Here is a 17330-nt window from a genome sequence, read left to right as displayed (position 1 = left end):
GACGTTTCGGGAGGGCTAGGGTGAGGGCTGCGATCTGAAGTCCGCTGAAAAATGACCTGAGCCCGCAAAACCAAACCGACAGTTGCCCCCCCCTCGCAAACGCGCTCAACCCACCGCTGGAGCGCGCTTGCTCATAAATGCAATCATGCCGTCGCCGCCGCCCCTTGCGGTTCGATCGCCGCTCCAAGCCCTTCTTTCATTCGCTGCGCATCCCGCACAAAGCACCGCGAAGCCAGGAACAGGAACACCATGGTGAAGAACAGCGCCACGGGGATCAGGTACATCGCGTCGTGCAGGCCGACCGCTTTGAATGCTTCGGTCATTTGGTCGGCACCGGCCAGGAGCATCGCCGAATGGGCGAAATGGTCCGACAAGGCGCCAACCACCACCGGTCCCAGGCCGCCGCCCAGCAGGTACAGGCCGGCGAAGAACAGTGCCATCGCCGTGGCGCGCAGGCGGGGTTCGACCACGTCCTGGATCGCCGTGTACACGCAGGTGTAGAAGTTGTAGGCAAACAGCCAGCCGACGCTGAACACCGCGACGAATACGCCGATTTCGATGCGCCCGGCGTGCAGCGCCCAAGCGGTACACAGGGTCGAGATGATCAGGCTGAATGCGGCAAACAGCAGGCGTCCGCTGGCGACGCGCTGGTGGATCTTGTCGGCGATCCAGCCGCCGAGGGTCAGGCCGATCAGGCCGGTCACGCCAACGATCAGTCCGGTGGCCACCGCCGCTTCCTGCAGTGGCATCAGGAAGTAACGCTGGAGCATCGGCACCAGAAACGAGTTGCAGGCGTAGGTGGCGAAGTTGAAACACAGCCCGGCCAGCACCAGCCACAGGAACGTCGGCACCGCCAGCACCCGGCGGATCGGCCTGTCGATTTTTTCCTGGGAGACCTGCACGGTTTCCGCCGCGCCGCGTTTGGGTTCCTTGATGAAAAACATGAACACCGCCAGCAGCAGCCCCGGCACGGCGGCGATGAAGAATGGTGCGCGCCAGCTGTCGAACGCTTTGACCATCGCACCGATGGTGAAGAACGCCAGCAGCAGCCCCAGCGGCAGGCCCAACATGAAAATGCCCATGGCCCGCGCCCGGCGATGGGCCGGGAACAGGTCGCCGATCAGCGAGTTGGCGGCCGGTGCATAACTGGCCTCGCCGATGCCGATGCCCATGCGCACCAGCAGGAAACTCCAGAAACTGCCGACCATGCCGTTGACCGCCGTCAGCGCGCTCCAGGTCGCCAGGCCCCAGCCCATCAGTTTGCTGCGCGAGCCGGTGTCGGCCATGCGCCCGAGCGGCAGGCCGGCGATGGCATAGACGATGGTGAAAGCCGTACCGATGATGCCCAGCTGAAAGTCGCTGAGGTGCCACTCCATGCGGATCGGCTCGATGATGATCGCCGGAATGGTGCGGTCGAAGAAATTGAACAGGTTGGCAAGGAACAGCAGGAACAGAATGCGCCAGGCATTCGCCGCTTGGGTCGAGTTCTGCATGGGTCCGTCTCTTTATTGTTATGAGGGCTTCACTGCCAACGCATTCGAGCCCGGAACCTGCAATCTAGTAAGGCTCGCCGGGGCTGTCTGTGATCATTCGCCAGCCTGATATAGGCCCATGGCACTGTAACGAAACGTAAGCCCTTGAAAAGCCTGGATTCCCCCGTAAACAGGGGCTTTTGCGGAAAAATCCGGCAATGAAAAAATACTTTCGCGCCCCCCTTCCCAAGTTTGTGGCGAAGCCTAGAATGGCCGCCGGATCCGTCCGGATCTCCCGATCAATCCCTTTGATGTCCCGTCCATGTCCGAAGTCAGTCCGTGTCTGAATTGCGGTGCCTGCTGTTCCCATTTTCGCGTGTCTTTTTTCTGGGGTGAGTGCGCCTCCTCCGGCGGTACGGTGCCCGATGAACTGGTCACGCAGATCACCCCCAGCCGGGTGGCGATGATCGGCACCGACCGTAAACCGGCACGCTGCACCTCATTGGTCGGTGAAGTGGGCGACACGGTGCAATGTTCGATCTACGACAAGCGCTCCAGCACCTGCCGCGAGTTCGAGGCGTCCTGGGAGAACGGTGAGCAGAACACCGATTGTGACGCCGCCCGCGCCCGCTTCGGCCTGCCGCCCCTGCAACCGGGCTGGAATGAACTGCCTTACGAGCAGAGCGCCTGACCCTTAGCACCAATCGCTATGGGGCTAATGCCGAAATCGTTAGCACCAATGTGCCACTACCACTTACACGGCAAATCCGGTCTCTATACTCCTGTCATTCGTGCGTCGATGACGCAATCAGGAAGCGCTGGATAACCGGGGCAAGCTATGGAGTGGCTGGGTTTGCAGTTTTTTACCGAGCTGCCGCAGAGCGGACAGGTCATTCTCGATTGCACACACAACCCTTTGCTGGTGCTGGTGGCCTATCTGGTCGCCTGCGCGGCGAGTTTTGCCACCCTCGACATGGCGGAACGGGTCGGCCATGCCGAAGATCCGGCGTCGCGGCGCCTGTGGCGCTGGATCGGTGCGACGTGCCTGGCGGGCGGGATCTGGGCCATGCACTTCATCGGCATGCTGGCGTTCCAGGCGCCAATCGAAATCCATTACGACCTGCCGATCACCCTGTTTTCCCTGCTGATCGCCCTGCTTGCCTCGTGGCTGGCGATGCACACGCTGAGCGAACTGCGGCCCAGCCTTGCGCATTATCTGCAAACCGCCATCGTCATCGGACTCGGTATCGCCGGGATGCACTACGTCGGCATGGCGGCGATGAATTCGATTGCCACGGCGTACTACCAACCGACACTGTTCGGCCTGTCCATCGCGGTGGCCATCGGTGCCAGTTTCGCCGCGCTGTGGGTGGCCGGCTACCTGCGTGAAGGCAGCGGTCTGCTCCATCAGATGCTCAAATACACCGCAGCGCTTATTCTCGGCGCGGGCATCATCAGCATGCATTTCACCGGGATGGCCGCGTTGCAATTGGTGCTGCCCGAAGACCGCGTGCCCACCCTGCCGGCGCAAACCGGCCATCTGCAATTGGGCCTGACCGTAGCCCTGATTATCCTGCTGATTCTCGGCAGTGCGGTCAGCGCAGCCCTGGCCGACAAAAAGCTGCAAAACAAGGAGCACGACCTGCGCCGCCTCAACACGCTGCTGGGCCAGCTCGATCAGGCGCGGGTCTCGCTGCAGCAGGCGGCTAATTACGATGCCCTGACCAACCTGATCAACCGGCGCGGCTTCAACCAGCTCTTCGCCGAAAAACTGAGCCAGAAGGCGGCGGATGGCGGCATGCTCGCGGTGATGTTCCTCGACATCGACCACTTCAAGCGTATCAACGACAGCCTCGGCCATGACGCTGGCGACGCCTTGCTGAAGGTCATCGCCGATCACATCAAGGGCTCGGTGCGCAGCCATGAAGACGTGGTCGCGCGGTTTGGCGGCGACGAGTTCTGCATCCTGATCGGCCTGCGTGACCGCGAAGAAGCGCGCAACCTGGCCCAGCGCATCATGCTCAAGATGAAGGAACCGATCGAGCTGGCCGGGCGGCGCATGGTGATGACCACCAGCATCGGCATCAGTCTGTACCCGGAGGACGGTGCCACCTGCGAAGAGCTGCTCAAACACGCGGATCTGGCGTTGTATCAATCCAAGGCTGCCGGGCGTAACGGTCTGCATTTTTACAGTTCCAACCTCAAGAGCCGCGCCAGTTACGAGCTGCAACTGGAAGAGGAACTGCGCCATGCCCTGCATGAAGAAAACGGCCTGACCCTGCACTATCAGCCGATCTTCGAACTGAAAACCGGTCGGGTGACCAAGCTCGAAGCACTGATTCGCTGGCAACACCCCGTCCACGGATTGCTGACCCCGGATCGCTTCCTCAACATCGCCGAAAACAACGGCCTGATCGCCGAACTCGACAACTGGGTGCTGCGCCGGGCCTGCCGCGATCTCGGCGAGCTGTCGCGCCACGGCTGCAATGAACTGAAAATCGCCTGGAACTGCTCACCGCTGAACCTGGCCCGGGAAGAGCTGGCCAATGAAATCGAAAGCGCCTTGCGCTCGGCCGGCGTTGCGCCGGAGCGGCTGGAACTGGAAGTGACCGAGAATGCCCTTATGGGCAATATCGCCGACACCCTGGTGCTGCTGCGGCAGATCCGCGCCCTCGGCGTGTCGCTGTCGATCGACGATTTCGGCACCGGCTATTCGTCGCTGGCCTACCTCAAGCGTCTGCCCCTGAACACCTTGAAGGTCGACCGCTCGTTCATTCTCGACATCCCCAAATCCACAGCGGACATGGAGATCGTCCAGGCAATCATCGTCATGGCCCACACCCTGCATTTGCAGGTGGTCACCGAAGGCGTGGAAAGCCTGGAGCAGTACGAGTTCCTTGAGCGTTCAGGCTGCGATTTCATTCAGGGCTATCTGCTCAGCCGCCCGGTGCCGCTGGAGGAATTGCGGCCGGTGCTGGAGGAAATCAATCAGCGCAAACACGCGCCCGGGGTCAATCCGTTGAGTCTGGCGCGCGGTACATCTGCACCAGCGTCGCCGGATCCTTCGCCAAAAAGCCCTGCGCCCCATGCAGGCGCATCAGTTGTGCGGCCAATCCGCTGATCGGTGTGGCCGAGCCCGTTTCGCGGGAAAACTTCACCGCCGTGTCGAGATCCTTGAGCAGCGTGCGCACGTGCCACTTCACCGGTTCGAAACGGCTTTCAGCCATCTGCGGAGCGAGAATCTGCAACGGCTTCGAATCGGCAAACCCGCCGGCCAGCGCTTCGGCGATCAGGCTGGCATCGACCCCGGCCTGCTCGGCCAGTGCCACCACTTCAGCGATCACCAGCGCATTGCAGGCAACGATCATCTGGTTGCAGGCCTTGGTCACCTGCCCGGCGCCGACGCCGCCCATGTGCGTGACGCGCTGCCCGAGGTTGAGCAGCACCGGACGCACCCGCGCCAGATCCGCCGCGTCACCGCCGACCATGATCGCCAGGCTGCCGGCCTCGGCGCCGACCACCCCGCCGGACACCGGTGAGTCGAGCCAGGCCATACCGGTCCTGTCGGCCAGTTCGGCGGCCATTTCCCGGGTGGCGGTGGGTTCGAGGCTGGAAAAATCCACCAGCAACTGAGTGTTTTTCGCACCTTCGACGATACCGGCCGGGCCAAACACCACCTCGCGCACCACCGCCGTATCGGCCAGGCACAACATCAGTACATCGGCGTGCTCACACAGCTCGGCGGGCGTAGCGACCTGCCGGGCACCGGCCTCGACCAGCGGTGCACACTTTTCCGGGTTGCGGTTCCACACCGTCAACGGGTAACCGGCGGCCAGCAGACGGCGGCACATCGGCAGGCCCATCAGGCCGATTCCGGCGAACCCCAACGAAGGTAGCGTTGACATCATTTAGCCTCCTTTTGATTAAAGATCGCCGAATAATGGCCGATCCATCATCAATCAGGAAAGGATTCCCCCTGGCGACCCTCAGCGCAAACCCCTGACGCCCGGGCCAAATACGCGCAGTAAAAAGACGCGAGATTCTCTTTCCGTGAGGCCCGGCGACAACGGTCGCGGGCCAACCAGTCCAGGTACATGGCGCAAAATGACTTCTAAAAACAACCCGGCCACCGCGGTATCCGATCTGACCCTGAGCCCAGCGGCGAACAGCAGCGCCCCGATGAAGCCATTGCCACCCTCGCGCCCGCTGGGCACCCAGCAATACCTGTACTTCACCGAAACCAATACCGACCGCATCCTCGATAACCTCGACGGCCTGCGCGATCTGGTGTTCCCGCGCCCGCCGCACCTGGAAGGCGACAACGAACAGCACAACGATCAGGAATTCCCGTCGGTGTGCCTGATCGGCCTCGGTCGCTGCGGCTCCAACATCGCCCTGGACGTCGCGGAGCTGGTGTACAACGCGCGCAAGTTCTACCTCAACGAATTCAACAACGAAGACCGCGCGACGGATCGGCGCCTGGCCGACAAGGGCTACAGTCCGGCCCAGTGGATCAAGCACAACCTGCGGATCGGCCCGAACAAATCCACCAAACCGGTGTTCCTGGTCGAGCCGCTGGTGATGCTCGGCGACCTCGACAAGGACATCGCCGGGCGTATCCGTTTCTCGCGCAAGGGCGAGAAAAGCGGCTTCCTGCGCGACTACAGCAAAATGAAGATCATGGACTTGTCCGAAGTCCACGCCGGTGGCGCCGGTAACGCGCCGATCCTCGGCCAGTACCTGGCCAAGATCATCCTCAACAAGGACACCCAGCGCTTCTCCAGCCCAGACTGGAAAATGATCCACTCGTACCTGATCGACAGCTGCGGCATCAAGGCCAACCAGTCGCGCCTGTACTTCTCGATATTCAGTGCCGGCGGCGGTACGGGTTCGGGCATGGCCTCGGAATTCGGCCTGGCCCAGCAACACTCGTACATGAACAAGACGTTCGACACCAAACCGATGGACGAGCATGACGGCAAGAGCGGTCATTCCTTCGTGTTCGAACCGATCTTCACCAGCGGCATCTGCGTGCTGCCGAACATTTCCGACCACCGCAGCGAAATGTCCGAGGCGTTGCACATCAACGCCGGTCGCCTGCTATGCAAATACCTGTCGGAAGAATGGGATTTCTCCTACAACTTCGCCAACGAAGACAGCAGCGAAGCCAGCGTCATGGGCCGCATCCGCCCATGGAACGCGATGATGCTGATCTCCAACGACATCATGCGTTACGCCGAAGAAAGCGATGACGGCAACATCCAGAACATTGATGTCAATGCGATGGAAAAACACGCCAACCAGTACATCTCACAACAGATTTTCAACATTCTGACGGCCCAGGCGGTCACGACCGACTACGACCAGAACTATTTCCGGCGTGCCGGCATCGACATCGGCGAGACCATTCGCCTGGACGCCAACGACCTGTTCATGAGCCTGGCCGGCCCGGTGGCGATTGCCTACGCCGAATCGGTGGTGCCGGAAACCCCGCCGCCGAGCAGCGACAAGTTCAAGGTGTTCGATAAAGAGCCGCAGCGCCTGAACATCGACGACCTGTTCTTCCGCTCGATCGACCTGCCGCACTTCAACAAAGTCACCCAGGCCATCGAGGGCATCAGCCTGCTGCCGATCGAATCCAAGCGCTATCGCGCCTCGCTCGAGCAGTACAAGAACTCCGGCTACGACGCGGCGGCCCTGCATGACCTGCACTTCTTCAAGAACTGCTCGTCGGTGGTGTCGATCGTTTCGCTGCCCAAGGACTACAAGCTGTCGTACATGGACCTGAACCGGCTCAAGACCCACCTCAACAGCCTGTTCCCCAACACCACGCTCAAGCGCTATGCGCTGGTGATCGGTGCCTCGGCCAACCTGTCGCTGACCACCCTGATCGCCAAGAGCCCGTGCCTGTCGGACGACTTCCTGACCCTGATCGTCGCCTTCATCAAGCGCTGCTTCGCCAAGACCCCGTATCGCTTCGACGAAACCCTGGACAATTCGATCCTCGACTTCATCATCCAGGAAGACTTCGACGAAGACCGCATCGACGACCTGCTCAACGAATTCGAAAACCCGGCGAAGATCCTCGACACCAACTGGTATGCGATCAAGCCGATGTACGAGAAGAAATACCGCGAGCTGATCAACGACAAAGAGAAGTTCGTCTCGATCAATGACATTCGCCTGTCGCGCGACTGCGTGAAGAAAGCGATCAAGTACCTGCGCGAGATCTACCGTCACCGGATCGGCAAGACCAAAGTCATTTCGCTCAACAGCCACACCGGCAAGACCTACTGATCACGGCTCGCTGACGAGTCGCGGCGATTCGCGAGCAAGCCTGCACATTCCGGTGGGAGCCAACCTGCTCGCGAAGGCGTCCCCTGAATTCACCACGCCTTCGACATTCAACATCCAGAAACAATTGAGCAGCCATCCGGCTGCTCAATAAACTGTTCCCGTTACGTTTACGTCACCGTTATGCCACCCTCGCTTGTGGCGTTTCTCTACGGCAACGTGCCATCACGCTACTCGCCTACACACTTTTAGCAGACGACGACGCGCACCAAAGAGGTGCAGCCATTCAGGCCGACGCCCTTTCCTGGATCAGGATCCACGGACGCACCACAACCGACCACAGCTCGGGATTGCGCTCGAGAATATCCTGCGCCCGCGTCGCAGACAGTTTGGCGACCTTATCTTCGTCCAGCCAGGCCGCCACTTTCTGGCCCTCATCCGAGGCAACAGCTTCTGCGACAGCGATCAAATCCAGCTCGCTGCTGACCCATAACAGGTCACCCTTGGCAAAGAAGGGTTCCAGCTCCTTCCACGTAATAGTTGCGGTTTCACCAAGCAGCTTGGCATAGAGGGTGCTAGGTTCTTGATTCATGGGAGCTGTCCGGAAAAGAAATCGACGCGAATGATAACGTCGGTGGTTCGGCAGAAAAACCCGGTTGCAAATGGCTGCACCGAACGAAAAGAGCAGGAACGCCAGGGAATGCTGCTGATTGGGGTATAAGCCCCGGGAACGCCCCGCCGCAATTCTGTCTTTTTCTTTCATTTAAGCGACATCATCAGGTTTTGCCCCTTGGCGCCAGCTTCCCAGGCCAACAACCGGCGCTCTACACTGTACCGGTACAGTTGCCGGGGGCATTTCCGGAGGATGTCGCGAGATATCTGACCCGGTTCTGCTGCTACGGCGCCAGGACTCTAAAAAAATACAACAGTAAGAGTGGAGCACTATGACTAAGGCTACTAAGCAGATTTCCAAACTGTTTGCCGCTATGGTTCTGGCCGGGGTTGCCAGCCATTCGTTCGCTGCCGACACCATCAAGATCGGCATCGCCGGCCCGAAAACCGGCCCGGTGACCCAGTACGGCGACATGCAGTTCGTCGGCGCCAAACAAGCCATCAAGGACATCAACGCCAAGGGCGGCGTCGACGGCAAGATGCTTGAAGCCAAAGAATACGACGACGCGTGCGATCCTAAACAAGCGGTAGCCGTGGCCAACAAAGTGGTCAACGACGGCGTCAAGTTCGTAGTCGGTCACCTGTGCTCCAGCTCCACTCAACCGGCTTCGGACATCTACGAAGACGAAGGCGTGATCATGATCACCCCTGCCGCCACCAGCCCGGACATCACCACTCGTGGCTACAAGCTGGTATTCCGCACCATCGGTCTGGACAGCGCCCAAGGCCCTGCGGCCGGCAACTACATCGCCGACCACGTCAAGCCGAAAGTCGTTGCCGTGCTGCACGACAAGCAGCAATACGGTGAAGGCATCGCCACCGCCGTGAAGAAAACCCTGGAAGGCAAAGGCGTGAAAGTCGCCGTCTTCGAAGGCCTGAACGCCGGTGACAAAGACTTCTCCTCGATCATCCAGAAACTCAAGCAAGCCAACGTCGACTTCGTCTACTACGGCGGCTACCACCCGGAACTCGGCCTGATCCTGCGTCAGTCCAAGGAAAAAGGCCTGAACGCCAAGTTCATGGGTCCGGAAGGCGTCGGCAACGACTCCATCTCGCAGATCGCCCAAGACGCTTCCGAAGGCCTGCTGGTAACCCTGCCGAAGTCCTTCGACGCCGACCCTGCGAACAAGGCCATCGTTGACGCCATCAAGGCTGACGGCAAGGATCCTAGCGGTCCGTTCGTCTTCCCGGCCTACTCCGCCGTCGAGCTGATCGCAGAAGGCATCAAGGCAGCCAAGAGCGAAGACACCGCCAAGGTGGCCGAAGCCATCCACGCGGGCACCTTCAAGACCCCTACCGGCGATCTGTCGTACGACGCCAAGGGCGACCTGAAGGACTTCAAGTTCGTGGTCTACCAGTGGCACTTCGGCAAACCGAAAACCGAAGTCTCCCCTCAGTAACGCCTGGCATTACTGATCGACAAGCCCACTGTGCAAGCAGTGGGCTTTGTTTTACGAGGTTTATGGGCCAGACACCCGCGATCCGGGCGCTGGTTCACCTGAAAATCTTAAAACCGTCACCAGCGGTTCGCTGGCAAACGCCCCTTGCAAATGTGCTCAGAGAACACAGCACCGGGCGGGAACATGACTCCACCAGTGAAATGCGTATCGGGTTTTTAGGAGCGCTGTAATGCCTGAGATCTATCATTTTTTCCAACAGCTGGTTAATGGACTGACCATTGGCAGCACGTATGCGTTGATAGCCATTGGCTACACAATGGTTTACGGCATCATTGGAATGATTAACTTCGCCCATGGCGAGGTCTACATGATTGGTTCCTACGTGGCCTTCATCGCCCTTGCCGGGCTGGCCATGATGGGTATCCACTCTCTGCCGCTGCTCATGACCGCCGCGTTCATCGCGTCGATCGTTGTCACCAGTGCCTATGGCTACAGTATCGAACGCGTTGCGTATCGCCCCTTGCGTGGCAGCAACCGTCTGATCCCGCTGATTTCCGCCATCGGCATGTCGATTTTCCTGCAGAACACCGTACTGCTTTCCCAGGATTCCAAGGACAAATCCATCCCCAACCTGATCCCGGGGAGCTTCTCCTTCGGTCCGGGCGGCGCTGAAGAAGTCCTGATTTCCTACATGCAGATCCTGGTCTTCGTCGTGACGCTGATCGCCATGCTCGGCCTGACCACGTTCATCTCCCGTTCTCGCCTGGGCCGCGCCTGCCGCGCCTGCGCCGAAGACATCAAGATGGCCAACCTGCTGGGTATCAACACCAACAACATCATCGCCCTGACCTTCGTCATCGGTGCTGCGCTGGCGGCTGTCGCAGCCGTGCTGCTGAGCATGCAATACGGCGTGATCAACCCGAACGCCGGTTTCCTGGTGGGCCTGAAGGCCTTCACCGCGGCGGTACTGGGCGGTATCGGCAGTATTCCGGGCGCGATGCTCGGCGGGCTGGTGCTGGGTGTGGCCGAAGCGTTCGGTGCCGACATCTTTGGCGACCAATACAAGGACGTGGTGGCTTTCGGCCTCCTGGTTCTCGTTCTGTTGTTCCGGCCGACCGGCATCCTGGGCCGTCCGGAGGTTGAGAAAGTATGAACAAATATTTTAGACAAGCGCTGTTCAGTGCCTTGCTGGTCTGGGCTGTCGCCTTCCCTGTCCTCGGCCTCAAGCTGAGCATTGTCGGGATCAACCTTGAAGTACACGGCACCGGCCCGATCACACTGAGCATCATCGCCCTGTGTTCGGTGCTGATGTTCCTGCGTGTCCTGTTCACCCAACAGGTCGGGACCCTGTTCCGCTCCAACCGTGGGCCGCTGGTTTCGCCCAAGGTCAGCCAGTTCCTGACCCTGCCGCGCACCCAGCGCTGGATCATCATCGGCCTGATCGTGGTCGCGCTGGTGTGGCCGTTCTTCGGTTCGCGCGGCGCGGTGGACATCGCCACCCTGATCCTGATCTACGTGTTGCTGGGCCTGGGCCTGAACATCGTGGTCGGTCTGGCCGGCCTGCTCGACCTCGGCTATGTGGGTTTCTACGCGGTAGGCGCCTACAGCTACGCGCTGCTGTCGCACTACTTCGGCTGGAGCTTCTGGATCTGCCTGCCGATCGCCGGCCTGATGGCAGCCACCTTCGGCTTCCTGCTGGGCTTCCCGGTATTGCGGCTGCGCGGTGACTACTTGGCCATCGTGACCCTGGGTTTCGGTGAAATCATCCGGCTGTTCCTGCGTAACCTCACCGACCTCACCGGCGGCCCGAACGGCATCAGCAACATTCCCAAGCCGACGTTCTTCGGCCTGAGCTTCGAGCGTTCGGCCGGCGAAGGCCTGCAGACCTTCCATGAGTTCTTCGGGCTGACCTACAACCCGGTGAGCAAAGTGGTGTTCCTGTACCTGGTGGCCCTGCTGCTGGCACTGGCGGCGCTGTTCATCATCAACCGCCTGCTGCGCATGCCGATCGGCCGTGCCTGGGAAGCGCTGCGTGAAGATGAAATCGCCTGCCGCGCGCTGGGCCTGAACCCGACCATCATCAAGCTCTCCGCGTTCACCCTGGGTGCGAGCTTCGCCGGTTTCGCCGGCAGCTTCTTCGCCGCCCGTCAGGGCCTGGTGACCCCGGAGTCGTTCACCTTCATCGAGTCGGCGATCATCCTCGCCATCGTGGTGCTGGGCGGCATGGGTTCGCAGTTGGGCGTGATCCTCGCGGCCGTGGTGATGATCCTGCTGCCGGAAATGATGCGTGAGTTCAGCGAGTACCGGATGTTGATGTTCGGTGCCCTGATGGTGTTGATGATGATCTGGCGTCCACAAGGTCTGCTGCCGATGCAACGCCCACACATGGAGTTGCGAAAATGAGCCGCGAGATCCTTAAAGTCGAAAACTTGAGCATGCGCTTCGGCGGCTTGCTGGCGGTCAACGGCGTGGCCCTGACCGTGAAAGAAAAGCAGGTGGTTGCACTGATCGGGCCGAACGGCGCGGGCAAGACCACCGTGTTCAACTGCCTGACCGGCTTCTATCAGCCGACGGGCGGCAGCATCGTGCTGGACGGCGAGCCGATCCAGGGCCTGCCCGGACACAAGATCGCCCTCAAGGGCGTGGTGCGTACCTTCCAGAACGTGCGGCTGTTCAAGGACATGACGGCGGTCGAGAACCTGCTGATCGCCCAGCACCGTCACCTGAACACCAACTTCCTGTCCGGCCTGTTCAAGACCCCGTCGTTCCGCAAGAGCGAGCGCGAGGCCATGGAATATGCCGAATACTGGCTGGAAAAGGTCAACCTCAAGGAGTTCGCCAACCGTCCGGCCGGCACTCTGGCCTACGGTCAGCAACGCCGCCTGGAAATCGCCCGCTGCATGATGACCCGCCCACGGATCCTCATGCTCGACGAACCGGCCGCCGGCCTGAACCCGAAGGAAACCGAAGATCTGAAGGCGTTGATCAGCGTGCTGCGCGAGGAGCACAACGTCACCGTGCTGCTGATCGAACACGACATGAAACTGGTCATGAGCATTTCCGACCACATCGTCGTGATCAACCAGGGCACGCCCCTGGCCAACGGCACGCCGGAACAGATCCGCGACAATCCTGAAGTGATCAAAGCCTACCTGGGGGAAGCGTAAATGCTGCAGTTCGAAAACGTTTCCACCTTCTACGGCAAGATCCAGGCCCTGCACAGCGTCAACGTCGAAGTCCGCCAGGGCGAGATCGTGACCCTGATCGGCGCCAACGGTGCCGGCAAGTCGACCCTGCTGATGACGCTTTGCGGTTCGCCGCAGGCCCACAGCGGCAGCATCCGCTACATGGGTGAAGAACTGGTCGGCCAGAACTCGTCGCAGATCATGCGCAAGAGCATTGCCGTGGTGCCGGAAGGCCGTCGGGTGTTTGCCCGCCTGACCGTCGAAGAAAACCTGTCCATGGGCGGATTCTTCACCGACAAGGGCGACTATCAGGAACAGATGGACAAGGTTCTCGGACTTTTCCCACGCCTGAAAGAACGCTTCAGCCAACGTGGCGGCACCATGTCCGGCGGCGAACAGCAAATGCTCGCCATCGGCCGTGCGCTGATGAGCAAACCGAAACTGCTGCTGCTCGACGAGCCGTCGCTGGGCCTGGCACCGATCATCATCCAGCAGATCTTCGACATCATCGAACAGCTGCGCAAGGACGGTGTGACGGTGTTCCTGGTCGAGCAGAACGCCAACCAGGCCCTGAAAATCGCCGACCGCGCCTACGTTCTGGAGAACGGCCGGGTGGTGATGCAAGGCACTGGCGAGGCGCTGCTGACCGATCCGAAAGTACGCGAGGCGTACCTCGGCGGTTAAGCGATCGCGCTAAACAGAAAACGGCCTTCGGGCCGTTTTTTGTTGTCTGTCCAAAAATCCTGAAGCCACTCCCACAAGGGGATTGCGCTGTGTTGAAAACTTTTCTGAATTTTTTCTGCATGGCCTGTAACGCATCGCCGTGTCGTTTCTCTAGTGGGGCAAGCAAGCGCAATCGCTTGTTCAACCCAAGCTCAAATCGGAGAAACATCATGACTGCGACCACCCGTACCCTGTCCGCCACCGCCCTGGTTCTGGCCCTCGGTTCTGCCCTGAGCATCGCCGCCGTCTCGACCGCCCATGCCGCTGACGACAACATGGAAAAATGCTTCGGCGTCGCCATGAAAGGCAAGAACGATTGCGCAGCAGGCGCGGGCACGACCTGTGCCGGCACCGCCAAGATGGATCATCAGGCCAACGCCTGGAAACTCGTTCCGAAAGGCACCTGCGCCACCACCGAAAGCAAGACTTCGCCGACCGGTTTCGGTCAGCTCGAAGCCTTCAAAGCCAAGTCCTGATCCGTCAGCAGCCTGAGTGACGATCATGATCACCTCCAATGACCATTCCGCGCCACGCACTCAGGCTGCCCACGCCGGGCTCCCGCCCCGTGCGGGGCTCGGGCTCAAGACCGGGCACTTCCAGCAAGTGCTCGGCGCCCGACCGGACATCGGCTTCTTCGAAGTCCACGCCGAAAACTACATGGTGGACGGCGGCCCGTTTCATCATTTCCTGAGCTTGATCCGTCAGCAATATCCGCTGTCGCTGCACGGCGTCGGGCTCTCCATCGGGGCCGAAGGGCCACTGGATACACAGCATCTCAAACGCCTCGCCGCGCTGATCGAACGCTATCAACCCCACTCCTTTTCCGAACACCTGGCCTGGTCGACCCACGGTCCGGTGTTCCTCAATGATCTGCTGCCCCTGGCCTACGACGCGTCGACGCTGAACCGCGTCTGCGAACATATCGATCAGGTGCAGAACCGCCTCAGGCGCCCGATGCTGCTGGAAAACCCGGCGACCTATCTGGCGTTCCAGCGCTCGACACTGGATGAACCCGAGTTCATCGCCGAAGTGATCCGGCGCAGCGGCTGCGGATTGTTGCTGGACATCAACAATGTCTACGTCTCCTGCATCAACCATCAGCGCGATCCACTGGCCTATCTCGACAGCCTGCCGTTGCACGCGGTCGGCGAGATTCATCTGGCCGGATTCGCCGAAGATTCCGACAGCCTCGGCGACCGGTTGCTGATCGACGACCACGGCGCGCCCATCGATCAAGCCGTGTGGGCCTTGTACCAAAAGGTGCTGGAATACATCGGCCCGATGGCGACGCTGATCGAACGCGACAATAACGTGCCGGCCTTCAACGTCCTGCTGGCCGAGGCCCGGCAAGCCGATGTGCTTCTGCGGCGCGCGGGAGGCCGGTCATGAGCACGCAAGCCGCGTTCACCGCCGCGCTGCTCGATACCGAGCGCCCCTGCCCCGAAGGACTGTACAGCGCCAACGGTGCCGACCCGGCCAGCCGATTTGCGGTGTATCGCAACAATGTACAAAGCTCATTGATCAACGCACTGGCGGACACTTACCCGGTGGTCGAGCAATTGGTGGGGACGGAATTTTTCCGCGCGATGGCTACCCTGTTCATCCAGCAGCAGCCGCCCGACAACCCATTGACGAGCCGCTACGGTGAAGCGTTGGCGGATTTCATTGATGGTTTTGAACCCGCATCGAGCGTGCCGTACCTGGCCGATGTGGCGCGCCTCGAACGTTTGCGCGTTCTCGCCTATCACGCCGCCGATGCCAACCCGGTGCGGCCGGAACGGATCAGCGCCGCACTGGCCGATCCGCAGACCCTGGGCGAGTTGCGCCTGGAGCTTCATCCCTCCCTGCACCTGCTCGACTCACGCCATGCGGTGGTTGCGATCTGGGCAGCGCATCAACACGACGCAACGCTTGCGGGTGTTGAAGTCGATCAAGGCCAACATGCCCTGGTACTGCGCAATGGTCTGGAGGTCGAGGTGTTCGCCCTCGATCACGGCGCCAGCCTGTTCATTCGCCATCTGCGTAACGGCCAGTCACTGCTGGGCGCCGTGGAAAACAGTCCGGAATTCGATCTCAGCGCGACCCTCGCCCTGCTCATCACCCACAACGCAATCACCTGCCTGAACAACAAGGTATCGCCATGAACAACCCCATCACTCGCGCCATCATGCTGCTGGAAAAGATTCCCCACAGCCTGATCGCCTTCATTGCCCGTTTCTCGATTGCCGCCGTGTTCTGGAAGTCCGGGCAAACCAAGGTCGAAGGACTGGCCATCGACCTGATCGACGGCCCCTTCGAATTCGGCTGGCCACGCCTGGCCGACTCGACGATCCCACTGTTCAAGAGCGAATACCACGTCCCGCTGCTGTCACCGGACATTGCTGCTCATCTGGCGGCGTTCGCCGAGCACTTCTTCCCGATCCTGATCCTGATCGGCTTTGCCACGCGCTTCTCGGCGCTGGCGCTGCTGGGCATGACCCTGACCATTCAACTGTTTGTCTATCCCGACGCCTACCCGACCCATGGCACCTGGGCGGCGGTGTTGCTGTACCTGATGGCGACCGGACCGGGCAAATTGTCGATCGATCACCTGATCGCCCGATCCCGGTGACGGTTTGCCGGGTTATCGCGACAGTCGATCCAGCGCCTCGCCGCTGCGCTTGAACCAGCCAATCAGATAGTCCGCCAGCACCTGGGTACGTTTCGGCAAGCCACCCTGATACGGATGCACGAGGTACATCGGCATGCGCCGGGTCTGAAAATCGCGCAGGAGCCAGCGTAATCGCCCATCGGCCAATTCGGTCTGCAACAGGTAGGAAGGCAGACGGGCGATGCCGGCACCGGCCAGTGCGGCTTTCTTCAACAGGTTGTAATGGTTGCTGGCGAACGGCCCCGATACGGGCACCCGCAACAGTTCGTGCTGCTGGTGATACAGCCATTCCTCGCGGTCGCTGTAATGGCTGTTGAGCAGGCAGCGATGCTCAGCCAGTGCCTGGGGTGTCAGCGGTTCACCGAAACGCTCAAGGTAGGCAGGACTGGCGCAGGTCATTTCCTGCCAGGCCAGCAACGGCCTGGCGACCAGCCTTTCGTCATTGGCCACCTCGGTACGGATGGCGAGGTCGAAACTGTCCCGGGACAGATCGCGGAAACTGTTGTTCAGCTCCAGCTCGATCTGCACTTGCGGGTATTTCTGCGAGAACTCCAGCAACAGGCCGTCGAAGAACGTTTCTCCCAGCGACACCGGAACCGTCATACGCACCGGGCCGGCCATGTCGTCCTTCAGCCGCGCCAATGCCTGACGCGCCCGTTCCACCTGAACGACAAGCGCCTGGGCCTGAGGTAACAAAGCCGCGCCCGCCGCCGTCAGGCTCAAACGGCGCGTCGTGCGTTGCAGCAACACCACGCAAAACCGCGCCTCCAACTGACTGATGCGCTTGGACAACTGACCTTTGCTGCAGCCCAGTTGCTGCGCCGCCAGGGTAAAACTGCCGGCATCGATCAACACGGCGAACGCCGCCAGATCATCCATCTCGCTCATGGATTGTTTCCATTTGAAAACCAAAGGTTGCCCATTAGTGCGCTTA

At 60.6% G+C, this 17330-nt stretch carries 16 protein-coding genes; 12 read left to right on the top strand and 4 right to left on the bottom strand.

Features of this window, described 5'->3' with window-relative positions:
* Window positions 1-143 precede the first annotated feature (143 nt).
* Complete coding sequence (locus KVQ74_RS28285) at window positions 144-1493, bottom strand: spinster family MFS transporter (protein WP_217834663.1); 1350 nt, start codon at window positions 1491-1493, stop codon at window positions 144-146.
* A gap of 301 nt (window positions 1494-1794) precedes the next feature.
* Between KVQ74_RS28285 and KVQ74_RS28280 the strand changes: the two genes are divergently transcribed.
* Entirely contained in the window at window positions 1795-2163 is a 369-nt protein-coding gene (locus KVQ74_RS28280; RefSeq protein WP_217834662.1) for a YkgJ family cysteine cluster protein, read from the top strand.
* Window positions 2164-2310: 147 nt separating this feature from the next.
* On the top strand, window positions 2311-4593 hold the full coding sequence (locus KVQ74_RS28275) for a putative bifunctional diguanylate cyclase/phosphodiesterase (protein ID WP_217834661.1): 2283 nt from the start codon (window positions 2311-2313) through the stop codon (window positions 4591-4593).
* Here KVQ74_RS28275 and KVQ74_RS28270 read toward each other — a convergent pair.
* On the bottom strand, window positions 4484-5380 hold the full coding sequence (locus KVQ74_RS28270; RefSeq protein WP_217834660.1) for an NAD(P)-dependent oxidoreductase: 897 nt from the start codon (window positions 5378-5380) through the stop codon (window positions 4484-4486). The two genes, KVQ74_RS28275 and KVQ74_RS28270, sit on opposite strands and share 110 nt — an antisense overlap.
* Before the next feature lie 196 nt (window positions 5381-5576).
* Between KVQ74_RS28270 and KVQ74_RS28265 the strand changes: the two genes are divergently transcribed.
* Complete coding sequence (locus KVQ74_RS28265; protein ID WP_217834659.1) at window positions 5577-7769, top strand: hypothetical protein; 2193 nt, start codon at window positions 5577-5579, stop codon at window positions 7767-7769.
* A 283-nt stretch (window positions 7770-8052) separates the two neighbouring features.
* Here KVQ74_RS28265 and KVQ74_RS28260 read toward each other — a convergent pair whose 3' ends face one another.
* On the bottom strand, window positions 8053-8358 hold the full coding sequence (locus KVQ74_RS28260; RefSeq protein ID WP_217834658.1) for a DUF2288 domain-containing protein: 306 nt from the start codon (window positions 8356-8358) through the stop codon (window positions 8053-8055).
* A gap of 352 nt (window positions 8359-8710) precedes the next feature.
* Here KVQ74_RS28260 and KVQ74_RS28255 point away from each other — a divergent pair, with 352 nt between their 5' ends.
* The 9 genes from KVQ74_RS28255 to KVQ74_RS28215 all read left to right on the top strand — a co-directional run bounded on the left by KVQ74_RS28255 (window position 8711) and on the right by KVQ74_RS28215 (window position 16357).
* Window positions 8711-9838 carry a branched-chain amino acid ABC transporter substrate-binding protein gene (locus tag KVQ74_RS28255; RefSeq protein WP_217834657.1) on the top strand — a complete coding sequence of 376 codons (1128 nt, stop codon included), beginning with the start codon at window positions 8711-8713 and terminating at the stop codon, window positions 9836-9838.
* A gap of 229 nt (window positions 9839-10067) precedes the next feature.
* Window positions 10068-10991 (top strand): high-affinity branched-chain amino acid ABC transporter permease LivH, encoded by a 924-nt coding sequence (gene livH, locus KVQ74_RS28250; RefSeq protein ID WP_085581658.1) that lies wholly within the window; start codon window positions 10068-10070, stop codon window positions 10989-10991.
* The gene (locus tag KVQ74_RS28245) at window positions 10988-12241 is read left to right on the top strand and encodes a high-affinity branched-chain amino acid ABC transporter permease LivM (RefSeq protein WP_217834656.1); all 1254 of its coding nucleotides are present in this window, start codon (window positions 10988-10990) and stop codon (window positions 12239-12241) included. Before livH ends, KVQ74_RS28245 begins: the two co-directional genes overlap by 4 nt.
* On the top strand, window positions 12238-13005 hold the full coding sequence (gene livG, locus KVQ74_RS28240) for a high-affinity branched-chain amino acid ABC transporter ATP-binding protein LivG (RefSeq protein ID WP_217834655.1): 768 nt from the start codon (window positions 12238-12240) through the stop codon (window positions 13003-13005). Before KVQ74_RS28245 ends, livG begins: the two co-directional genes overlap by 4 nt.
* A complete protein-coding gene (locus KVQ74_RS28235) occupies window positions 13006-13707 on the top strand; it encodes an ABC transporter ATP-binding protein (protein ID WP_217834654.1) in 702 nt (233 codons plus the stop codon).
* A 209-nt stretch (window positions 13708-13916) separates the two neighbouring features.
* Complete coding sequence (locus KVQ74_RS28230; RefSeq protein WP_007959157.1) at window positions 13917-14222, top strand: BufA1 family periplasmic bufferin-type metallophore; 306 nt, start codon at window positions 13917-13919, stop codon at window positions 14220-14222.
* Window positions 14223-14247: 25 nt separating this feature from the next.
* Window positions 14248-15135 (top strand): MNIO family bufferin maturase, encoded by an 888-nt coding sequence (bufB, locus tag KVQ74_RS28225; RefSeq protein WP_217834653.1) that lies wholly within the window; start codon window positions 14248-14250, stop codon window positions 15133-15135.
* The gene (locus KVQ74_RS28220) at window positions 15132-15890 is read left to right on the top strand and encodes an HvfC/BufC N-terminal domain-containing protein (protein ID WP_217834652.1); all 759 of its coding nucleotides are present in this window, start codon (window positions 15132-15134) and stop codon (window positions 15888-15890) included. The genes bufB and KVQ74_RS28220 overlap by 4 nt, the downstream gene beginning before the upstream one ends.
* Window positions 15887-16357 carry a DoxX family protein gene (locus KVQ74_RS28215; protein ID WP_217834651.1) on the top strand — a complete coding sequence of 157 codons (471 nt, stop codon included), beginning with the start codon at window positions 15887-15889 and terminating at the stop codon, window positions 16355-16357. The genes KVQ74_RS28220 and KVQ74_RS28215 overlap by 4 nt, the downstream gene beginning before the upstream one ends.
* 12 nt (window positions 16358-16369) lie before the next feature.
* Here the strand turns inward: KVQ74_RS28215 and KVQ74_RS28210 are convergent, their stop codons facing one another.
* Window positions 16370-17284: a LysR family transcriptional regulator gene (locus KVQ74_RS28210; protein WP_217834650.1), complete on the bottom strand. Its 915-nt coding sequence runs from the start codon at window positions 17282-17284 to the stop codon at window positions 16370-16372.
* Window positions 17285-17330: the final 46 nt, after the last annotated feature.

This window comes from Pseudomonas botevensis (assembly GCF_019145475.1).
Classification (GTDB): domain Bacteria; phylum Pseudomonadota; class Gammaproteobacteria; order Pseudomonadales; family Pseudomonadaceae; genus Aquipseudomonas; species Aquipseudomonas botevensis.
The sequence above is the reverse complement of the archived record's forward strand: the minus strand, read 5'-3'. Positions and strand labels throughout refer to the sequence as shown.

What these genes read in the sequence shown, in the direction of transcription:
- livH (WP_085581658.1), top strand. Translation starts at nt 10,068, where the DNA reads ATGCCTGAGATCTATCATTTTTTCCAACAGCTGGTTAATGGACTGACC.
- KVQ74_RS28255 (WP_217834657.1), top strand. Translation starts at nt 8,711, where the DNA reads ATGACTAAGGCTACTAAGCAGATTTCCAAACTGTTTGCCGCTATGGTT.
- KVQ74_RS28230 (WP_007959157.1), top strand. Translation starts at nt 13,917, where the DNA reads ATGACTGCGACCACCCGTACCCTGTCCGCCACCGCCCTGGTTCTGGCC.
- KVQ74_RS28215 (WP_217834651.1), top strand. Translation starts at nt 15,887, where the DNA reads ATGAACAACCCCATCACTCGCGCCATCATGCTGCTGGAAAAGATTCCC.
- bufB (WP_217834653.1), top strand. Translation starts at nt 14,248, where the DNA reads ATGATCACCTCCAATGACCATTCCGCGCCACGCACTCAGGCTGCCCAC.
- KVQ74_RS28265 (WP_217834659.1), top strand. Translation starts at nt 5,577, where the DNA reads ATGACTTCTAAAAACAACCCGGCCACCGCGGTATCCGATCTGACCCTG.
- KVQ74_RS28280 (WP_217834662.1), top strand. Translation starts at nt 1,795, where the DNA reads ATGTCCGAAGTCAGTCCGTGTCTGAATTGCGGTGCCTGCTGTTCCCAT.
- KVQ74_RS28275 (WP_217834661.1), top strand. Translation starts at nt 2,311, where the DNA reads ATGGAGTGGCTGGGTTTGCAGTTTTTTACCGAGCTGCCGCAGAGCGGA.
- KVQ74_RS28245 (WP_217834656.1), top strand. Translation starts at nt 10,988, where the DNA reads ATGAACAAATATTTTAGACAAGCGCTGTTCAGTGCCTTGCTGGTCTGG.
- KVQ74_RS28235 (WP_217834654.1), top strand. Translation starts at nt 13,006, where the DNA reads ATGCTGCAGTTCGAAAACGTTTCCACCTTCTACGGCAAGATCCAGGCC.
- KVQ74_RS28210 (WP_217834650.1), bottom strand. Translation starts at nt 17,284, where the DNA reads ATGAGCGAGATGGATGATCTGGCGGCGTTCGCCGTGTTGATCGATGCC.
- KVQ74_RS28220 (WP_217834652.1), top strand. Translation starts at nt 15,132, where the DNA reads ATGAGCACGCAAGCCGCGTTCACCGCCGCGCTGCTCGATACCGAGCGC.
- KVQ74_RS28270 (WP_217834660.1), bottom strand. Translation starts at nt 5,380, where the DNA reads ATGATGTCAACGCTACCTTCGTTGGGGTTCGCCGGAATCGGCCTGATG.
- livG (WP_217834655.1), top strand. Translation starts at nt 12,238, where the DNA reads ATGAGCCGCGAGATCCTTAAAGTCGAAAACTTGAGCATGCGCTTCGGC.
- KVQ74_RS28285 (WP_217834663.1), bottom strand. Translation starts at nt 1,493, where the DNA reads ATGCAGAACTCGACCCAAGCGGCGAATGCCTGGCGCATTCTGTTCCTG.
- KVQ74_RS28260 (WP_217834658.1), bottom strand. Translation starts at nt 8,358, where the DNA reads ATGAATCAAGAACCTAGCACCCTCTATGCCAAGCTGCTTGGTGAAACC.